The sequence below is a fragment of the Veillonella sp. ACP1 genome (assembly GCF_000286635.1).
GTDB classification, from domain to species: domain Bacteria; phylum Bacillota; class Negativicutes; order Veillonellales; family Veillonellaceae; genus Veillonella; species Veillonella atypica.
In genome coordinates, this window is sequence record NZ_ALKL01000015.1 from 1 (window position 1) to 9,052 (window position 9,052).

Below are 9,052 nucleotides of genomic sequence, written 5' to 3' on the forward strand. Positions count from 1 at the left end.
TGTAAATGATACTCTAAGAATGTACAAAAATGATGATATAAGAATGTACAACTTTGATTGTATCACCGATACTATAGTTGAGGTGATAACAACATGCAATACGTATACGCTATTAACAGTTCATTTACTGTAACATCATTATTAGACTTACCAATGTTAAGAGACATTCTGGAGGCTTGCAATTTGAAACCTAATTATAGTTTACTAGGTCGTGAATTAGGCTATGATAGACGCACCATAAAATCTCATTATGAAAATGGAACGCCTGATCCACATCGTCATAAACCATCTATGATTGATAAATTTCATGACGTAATACAGACTTTATTATCTGATGATACACCCCAACAATTTTATTATAAGCGTGTCTTGTGGCAATACTTGGTAGATAACCATGGACTCACAGCTGCTTACTCTACATTTCGCGGTTATATTTTAAAGATACCAGTATTTCAATCCTATTTTGATAGAAAACATACATCGCCTAGCACACAGCATACGATTCGCTTTGAAACCGCACCAGCTGAACAGGCTCAAGTTGATTGGAAAGAGAATATTAAATTCCTATTGCATGATGGCACACACATAACTTTTAATATATTGCTGATGACATTAGGCTATTCTCGATACAAATTAGCAAAGGTCACTTTCGATAGAACTACTGAAACACTACAAGATGCATTGGTAGAATTCTTTGAACAATTACAAGGTGTTCCACATGTACTATTAACAGATAATATGAAAACCGTGATGGTACAACCGAGGCTAGCTGGAACTAAAGGACAGCTTCATACCAAAGCAGAACAATTTTCAAGTGACTTTGGCTTTACATTTAAGCCGTGTATGGCGCGCCGTCCACAAACGAAAGGCAAAGTAGAAAGCCAAATGAAAATTCTAGATGAAATTCATGCGTACCAAGGAAAATTAACAATACAAGAAGTGGAAGAACAGATTCAAAAAATTATTTTACGTAGTAATCTAGCGATTTCTCAAGCTACAAGACAAATACCGTCTGCACTGCTTGAAAAAGAAAAGGAATCTCTTACCCCACTTCCAACAAAAGTGATAAGAGATTCCTACCGCATAGATCACCCAAAAGCTAAGGTTTCAGCAAGTAATCTCATTAGCTTTCGTGGTAGCCACTATTCTGTACCACCAGGATATGTGGCCAAATCTATGACCTTAAAGACCATAGATAAGATGCTATACATATATGATAGCACAGAATTGATTGCACAGCACCCATTAAGTGGTAAGAAGGTTAACTATTTGCCTTCTCATTATGAGGCACAATTGCAGAAAACAATTCCTTATCTAAGTTCTGAAGATGTGAAAGCTAAAGCAAAATCTAATTTGGAAAAGATAGGAGCTATCTATGACACTACAGACTAATTACCAACGCTTACAAGATAATCTAGCATATCTAAAACTAAAACAATGCATGTTACACCTAGATGAAACAATTGAATTAGCTAATACACAGAGCTTATCTCATATTGAGTGGTTATTGAAGCTGAGTGATTACGAAGTTGATATTAAACGACAAAACGTAATTAACCATATGGTGAAAATTAGTAATTTTCCTCATTTGAAAACACTAGCTGATTTTGAATTTTCATTTCAACCACAAATTAACGAAATGCAAATTAAGGATTTAGCATCATTAGGATTCATGGAACAAGCTGAAAACATTGTATTTCTTGGCTCTAGCGGAGTGGGGAAAACACATTTAGCTACATCACTAGGTATTGAAAGCTCTCGTAACAGACGAAGCACCTATTTTATTAAATGCCATGATTTAATTCAAAACCTTAAGAGTGCAAAAGATGAAGGACGATTAGAAACTCGGCTCAAGCATTATGCACGCTACCAATTACTCATCATTGATGAAATTGGCTATTTACCGTTACAACCAGGTGATGCTAACTTACTATTTCAAATTATTGATAGACGGTACGAAAAGAAAAGTACCATCGTAACGTCTAACATTAATTTTGATGAGTGGGCTACCATATTACATGATGAGCGAGTAGCTAATGCTATTGTTGATCGATTACTTCACCATGCACATGTGATTAGCATAACTGGAGATTCATACCGGTTACGAAACCATATGCAACAGAAGGAATAACTGTACATTGTACATCGTCAAAATTGTACATTCTTATATTGACATTTACATAATAACATCCCACACTTCTCACAAAAATAACGTTTATTACTATTCTCTTTACCACAATTATTACATATAAGAATTTGATTCATATTTAACTCTCCAATTTATTTCTCTTATTACACATCCACTTATACCCAATTATAATAAATTTATAAATATTATTCTCTTTACTGTAATTCAGAGTTAACTAGACAACCTTTATACTCTAAATCGATATAAGCAAAAGACACATAAAGATTTACAAAACGTATTTTATTAATTTATCATCAATTAACTTATATGCTAATAAACTATACTCTCTTTTATTAATACCATTATCTTTTTTAATATAGTTTTTATTATCATAATTAATTCCATATTCTAAAATTCGTAATTTTGCATCTCGTGCAAGACTATTCAGTATATCAATCATTAATGTTTCTATATGTATACACGTCTTAACATATACGCCAAATTTTTCTAGTACAGTACTAGAAACTATTTTATCTTCATTATCTATAATATTAAAGTTAACTTCAGCAATTGAGTCAAGATTGTATTCTTCCGCAATTAATGCTAGAAACTTTTCAATACTTTTTGAGGGATTATTTAAAGAATATAAGTACTCTGGATTCCCGCCCAAATAAATTCTCTCATAACCATTTCCCTTTTTTTCATAAACCAAAAGAGACTCTTTTTTTATAATAATGTAAAACTCTTGCACATCCTCACTCCTAACTTCTATTTTAGATCTATTATTATCTTCTATTTAACCTTACTATGGCCTACCAGAATAAAACCAAATCATAATAGCTTTACAGAATTATATATTTCACACTATATCTTATGCTTTACTCATAAATAATGTAATCATACAACTTTACTTTCTTAATTGAATAATATCTTTATAAGCTTCTTTTTCACTAATCTCAGGATTTGAAATCTTTTCAACCTCCATAAGAGTATCTACTACTCTTTGAATTTGCTTACTATCTCTTTCCGTACCATTGATATAGTTCAATATACGGGAAATATTAGATTCATCTAATTGTATTAATTTTCCAATTTCTTTTATTTTAGTTTCAGTAAAATACTTAATGTTCTCTCCAACAGCTATACAAAATTCTTGAACTGGTAAATTCTCATATTTTTCTATTGTTACCCCAACTGCCAACTCCATAGCTTTCTTTAGCTTATCTTCTTCAGTAGTCAAATTAGATTTTTCTGGATCTAAATTATAATTTTCAACTGCATTTACATACTCTAAATAACTATCATAATCTTCTGGATTATATCCACTCTGTAATGCTTTATCACCTAATTCACTTACTTTTATATCTGGTTTAATTAAACCTAATGCTTTCCCTAAAGTAACCAATATATTCCCAATTGTTTTCAAATCACGAAGTACTAAACTAACAGATACAAGTACATTTGTCACCGATGTTGCTGCCGCAACAATACCCGCTATAAATCCAAACATAATATCTCTTCCCCTTTACATTAAATAAATACAACATACACTTCTATTATCATAAATATCATCAATACTGAATTTATCATTAGAAAATATTTTAGAAAAAAAATTAACCAAAGAACTTACTCTTTCATTCTGTTTTACTGAACACGCTTTTGATTTACCAGTCGCCTTATCATATCTTAATATCACCTTTCTCCAAACTTCTTCTTTTGAGATTTTATATTTTTTTGCTATCTGTTCTATTTTTACTAGTAACTTCTTATTTTTATCAATATCAATATTCATTCTTCTTATATCATGAGCTATATTTGAAAATAAATTAAGTATTTCTAAAACTTCTGGTAATTCATAAGAACTACCAAATTGATTTTTTTTATCTAGAAACCGTAATTTTACAATATCATTTTCTATTTGAATCTCATTTGTATCACTAATTTTGCTTATATGAACATGTACTGGCTTTTCAGTATTTTCTGAAAAAATTATTGCATTTCCAACATTTAATGCTGATAAATATTCTTTCTGTTTATCATCCATTAACATGGTATCACCAACAGCTTGTTTATCATCATGAGCTAATATCTTATGTATTATTTTAGTATTAGTATTTTTTAAAACTTCAGGTGCCAATTTATTAGGTATCTGATCAACTATAATCAAACCCTCTCCATACTTTCTAACTTCCGCAAGCAAGTCAGTAAAGGTTTCAACAGCTATTTTCTTCGAGCCACAATCACCATATTCTACTTTTGATAATAATCTGTGTGCCTCTTCAATAAGTGTAATATGTTTATATGTAGGGTTCTTTTTATGTTCTTCTTTAATCGTTGCTGATAATCGACTTAAGATAAGGCCCATAATTAAAGCCTTATCTTCTGGTGACTTTAGTTCTTCCATTTCTAAAATAATGTTATTATGTGCAATAAACTCAAAATCTGTTGAATGTTCACAATTAAGCATTCGGCCTTTAGATCCTACAGTAAGATTTGAAAGTCGGCTTACAAGAGAACCTATATAATCTGCTTGCATTTGAGCACTAAAATGTTTACTTTCAACAACATTCCGCATTTCTTCTAATAAATCAGATAAAATAGGAAAACTGTTTACTTGAGGATTAAATGCTTTATCTCCCCAGATATCATTTTCATTTGTATCAATATTCCAACCTTTTTGTTCATAAATATTATAAATTGCTTCTTCTAATATTTGTGGCATTGACGCTTCCATTGGAAATGCTGATGTAAAAGCTGCTTTTATCATATCAACGTGCGCGGATATCACTTCACCTTTTATTAGTTCAAAAGGATTAATTCTAAATGGTGCTACCATCTCATTTCCTAGAGTAAAAACAACTAAACTTGAATCATCTCTTATTAATGTTCGATATTCGGTCTTAGCAGGTTCAATTACTAAAAATGGCATATTAGCTTCTGAAAGAAGTCTATGACATGTTGTTGTTTTTCCACTACCTGTTACCCCTCCAATAAAAGTGTGTTTAGCCATACTATTTCTTGATAAAAAAAATGGGACCTGTTTCAACTCTCGGCCTTTTTGAACCATAACACCAAGATTAATTGTCTCTACATTATCAATATTCTTTACATTTAATCCAAAGCTTACTCCTTCTTTAAGAGATAATCCTGGAACTTCTTTTTGTGGTAACCCAGCTATTAAACTTACTTCACTAGTAGTCAAATAAGAACTCAACCCAATATATTGATTATAAAATGGCCTTCCTAGAAGTAGTAAAGCATCATTAGAAAGATTAGGTCTTTCAATATATTGATTTTGAAAAGTATTTAATAAGCTTATATTTTTAGATTTCTCCAAATCAATATTTTGTGCAAAAAGAGGACTATAGGAAGTGTTATTACCTTGGAATAATGACATTATTCCGACCTTAAGTCTATTCGCATGTGTAGCTCCTTTAGCCATATAATAGATTGAAGATTTATACAATCCCTTACTATATCCTAATTTAATACGTTCTAATAGATTTTCATTAATATATTTCATCATTTCTTCAGCATGCTTATTGGCAATTTCTAAGGTAACCGAATTTGAAGATCCACGATTAAAACTTATACCTTGATTTTTTCCATGCTGAGAATCTCTACTTTCGCCTTCTGAGTTTTGCTCGTTACTATTCCAACCAGAAGAATATTTTTCATTATGTTTATCACCTGACTTTCCTTTAGATTTGCTATATCCCCAATTTTTACTTTTACTACTAGATTGACTAGTACCAAAAGATAGACTATTACCATCATTTTCAGAGTGTTGAATAGTACGTTTCGCATATAATGACAATCTATTATATAACTCAAAAACATCATCTCTTATTGAAATAATTTCATTCTTTGAAACTGATTCACATACTAAAACTATTCTCCATTCTAATCCAAGCATACTATTTACTAAACGATCTATTCCTTGAAAATCATAATCTTCTCCATTCTCTTTTTTATTAACAGATGGAATACCTATAATAATACCAGCATTATCATATTCTTTTACCCCTAGCCCTATTAGCTTTTCTAACTCAGAACTATTCATTTTTTCGAGAATACTTCCATTAAAGTTTCCTTCGAATACATTCGCTATAATCTCACCATAATTTACTGCAGAGAATTTTTTTCCAAGAATAGGTTGATTTTCATTTTGATTTTGAACAACACCAATACACAGTTCAATTCCTTTAGGCGTACCAGTTAAAATATAAATAAAATTGAATGCGTTATTATTCATTGAAAGTAGAACATTTTCAAATGCTTCTCGCCTTGGATAATCTTCATCAAATGAAAGCTGCTTTATCTTATAAAAACAAACTTCATTATTTTTAAGTTCGCTATTGACAGGAAAATCAAGTGGAATAACTGAATTAATGGGTACATCAACATTTCCAGTTTGTATACTTTCAAATAAATTCAATATTTCATTTGATTTTTCCAAATATTTATAATGATCTTCGCCCATCAATATATCTCCTATTTTTTGATATAAATAACTCTTTTCCTGTTATACAATATGATATTTGCTCTTCACGAAATTTCTTTTTTTGTACATCTGTTGCATTTTCTAAATCAAATACTAAAATCATACCACTTTTACTTTTATAAAATTCTGCTAGTAATTTTCTAAAATCTTTAATACCAACCTTTTTCTCAGATTTAATATATATAGTAAATATATCCATATAGAAATCGGTTTTTATAATATAAAAACCATATTTTTTTATGTAAATGATACTCTAAGAATGTACAAAAATGATGATATAAGAATGTACAACTTTGATTGTATCACCGATACTATAGTTGAGGTGATAACAACATGCAATACGTATACGCTATTAACAGTTCATTTACTGTAACATCATTATTAGACTTACCAATGTTAAGAGACATTCTGGAGGCTTGCAATTTGAAACCTAATTATAGTTTACTAGGTCGTGAATTAGGCTATGATAGACGCACCATAAAATCTCATTATGAAAATGGAACGCCTGATCCACATCGTCATAAACCATCTATGATTGATAAATTTCATGACGTAATACAGACTTTATTATCTGATGATACACCCCAACAATTTTATTATAAGCGTGTCTTGTGGCAATACTTGGTAGATAACCATGGACTCACAGCTGCTTACTCTACATTTCGCGGTTATATTTTAAAGATACCAGTATTTCAATCCTATTTTGATAGAAAACATACATCGCCTAGCACACAGCATACGATTCGCTTTGAAACCGCACCAGCTGAACAGGCTCAAGTTGATTGGAAAGAGAATATTAAATTCCTATTGCATGATGGCACACACATAACTTTTAATATATTGCTGATGACATTAGGCTATTCTCGATACAAATTAGCAAAGGTCACTTTCGATAGAACTACTGAAACACTACAAGATGCATTGGTAGAATTCTTTGAACAATTACAAGGTGTTCCACATGTACTATTAACAGATAATATGAAAACCGTGATGGTACAACCGAGGCTAGCTGGAACTAAAGGACAGCTTCATACCAAAGCAGAACAATTTTCAAGTGACTTTGGCTTTACATTTAAGCCGTGTATGGCGCGCCGTCCACAAACGAAAGGCAAAGTAGAAAGCCAAATGAAAATTCTAGATGAAATTCATGCGTACCAAGGAAAATTAACAATACAAGAAGTGGAAGAACAGATTCAAAAAATTATTTTACGTAGTAATCTAGCGATTTCTCAAGCTACAAGACAAATACCGTCTGCACTGCTTGAAAAAGAAAAGGAATCTCTTACCCCACTTCCAACAAAAGTGATAAGAGATTCCTACCGCATAGATCACCCAAAAGCTAAGGTTTCAGCAAGTAATCTCATTAGCTTTCGTGGTAGCCACTATTCTGTACCACCAGGATATGTGGCCAAATCTATGACCTTAAAGACCATAGATAAGATGCTATACATATATGATAGCACAGAATTGATTGCACAGCACCCATTAAGTGGTAAGAAGGTTAACTATTTGCCTTCTCATTATGAGGCACAATTGCAGAAAACAATTCCTTATCTAAGTTCTGAAGATGTGAAAGCTAAAGCAAAATCTAATTTGGAAAAGATAGGAGCTATCTATGACACTACAGACTAATTACCAACGCTTACAAGATAATCTAGCATATCTAAAACTAAAACAATGCATGTTACACCTAGATGAAACAATTGAATTAGCTAATACACAGAGCTTATCTCATATTGAGTGGTTATTGAAGCTGAGTGATTACGAAGTTGATATTAAACGACAAAACGTAATTAACCATATGGTGAAAATTAGTAATTTTCCTCATTTGAAAACACTAGCTGATTTTGAATTTTCATTTCAACCACAAATTAACGAAATGCAAATTAAGGATTTAGCATCATTAGGATTCATGGAACAAGCTGAAAACATTGTATTTCTTGGCTCTAGCGGAGTGGGGAAAACACATTTAGCTACATCACTAGGTATTGAAAGCTCTCGTAACAGACGAAGCACCTATTTTATTAAATGCCATGATTTAATTCAAAACCTTAAGAGTGCAAAAGATGAAGGACGATTAGAAACTCGGCTCAAGCATTATGCACGCTACCAATTACTCATCATTGATGAAATTGGCTATTTACCGTTACAACCAGGTGATGCTAACTTACTATTTCAAATTATTGATAGACGGTACGAAAAGAAAAGTACCATCGTAACGTCTAACATTAATTTTGATGAGTGGGCTACCATATTACATGATGAGCGAGTAGCTAATGCTATTGTTGATCGATTACTTCACCATGCACATGTGATTAGCATAACTGGAGATTCATACCGGTTACGAAACCATATGCAACAGAAGGAATAACTGTACATTGTACATCGTCAAAATTGTACATTCTTATATTGACATTTAC

The 9,052-nt window shown here is 31.5% G+C and carries 9 protein-coding genes; 4 read left to right on the forward strand and 5 right to left on the reverse strand.

Annotated features, from left to right (window positions below; all coding sequences use genetic code 11):
* The first annotated feature begins 93 nt into the window (after nucleotides 1–93).
* Nucleotides 94–1,392, forward strand: coding sequence for an IS21 family transposase (istA, locus tag HMPREF1151_RS06530; RefSeq protein WP_009660914.1), 1,299 nt, complete (start codon nucleotides 94–96; stop codon nucleotides 1,390–1,392).
* Nucleotides 1,376–2,131, forward strand: coding sequence for an IS21-like element helper ATPase IstB (istB, locus tag HMPREF1151_RS06535; protein ID WP_005382493.1), 756 nt, complete (start codon nucleotides 1,376–1,378; stop codon nucleotides 2,129–2,131). The genes istA (HMPREF1151_RS06530) and istB (HMPREF1151_RS06535) overlap by 17 nt, the downstream gene beginning before the upstream one ends.
* 17 nt (nucleotides 2,132–2,148) lie before the next feature.
* Here the strand turns inward: istB (HMPREF1151_RS06535) and HMPREF1151_RS09990 are convergent, their stop codons facing one another.
* From HMPREF1151_RS09990 to HMPREF1151_RS06555, 5 genes are all read right to left on the reverse strand, one after another.
* Nucleotides 2,149–2,265: a zinc-ribbon domain-containing protein gene (locus HMPREF1151_RS09990; RefSeq protein ID WP_083842114.1), complete on the reverse strand. Its 117-nt coding sequence runs from the start codon at nucleotides 2,263–2,265 to the stop codon at nucleotides 2,149–2,151.
* 149 nt (nucleotides 2,266–2,414) lie between these two features.
* The gene (locus HMPREF1151_RS06540; protein ID WP_009661498.1) at nucleotides 2,415–2,879 is read right to left on the reverse strand and encodes a hypothetical protein; all 465 of its coding nucleotides are present in this window, start codon (nucleotides 2,877–2,879) and stop codon (nucleotides 2,415–2,417) included.
* A 156-nt stretch (nucleotides 2,880–3,035) separates the two neighbouring features.
* A complete protein-coding gene (locus HMPREF1151_RS06545; protein WP_009661499.1) occupies nucleotides 3,036–3,638 on the reverse strand; it encodes a hypothetical protein in 603 nt (200 codons plus the stop codon).
* 15 nt (nucleotides 3,639–3,653) lie between these two features.
* On the reverse strand, nucleotides 3,654–6,611 hold the full coding sequence (locus HMPREF1151_RS06550) for an ATP-binding protein (protein WP_009661497.1): 2,958 nt from the start codon (nucleotides 6,609–6,611) through the stop codon (nucleotides 3,654–3,656).
* Complete coding sequence (locus HMPREF1151_RS06555; RefSeq protein WP_038141432.1) at nucleotides 6,592–6,831, reverse strand: hypothetical protein; 240 nt, start codon at nucleotides 6,829–6,831, stop codon at nucleotides 6,592–6,594. The genes HMPREF1151_RS06550 and HMPREF1151_RS06555 overlap by 20 nt, the downstream gene beginning before the upstream one ends.
* Before the next feature lie 134 nt (nucleotides 6,832–6,965).
* Between HMPREF1151_RS06555 and istA (HMPREF1151_RS06560) the strand changes: the two genes are divergently transcribed.
* A complete protein-coding gene (gene istA, locus HMPREF1151_RS06560) occupies nucleotides 6,966–8,264 on the forward strand; it encodes an IS21 family transposase (RefSeq protein WP_009660914.1) in 1,299 nt (432 codons plus the stop codon).
* Nucleotides 8,248–9,003, forward strand: coding sequence for an IS21-like element helper ATPase IstB (istB, locus tag HMPREF1151_RS06565; protein ID WP_005382493.1), 756 nt, complete (start codon nucleotides 8,248–8,250; stop codon nucleotides 9,001–9,003). Before istA (HMPREF1151_RS06560) ends, istB (HMPREF1151_RS06565) begins: the two co-directional genes overlap by 17 nt.
* Nucleotides 9,004–9,052 lie beyond the last annotated feature (49 nt).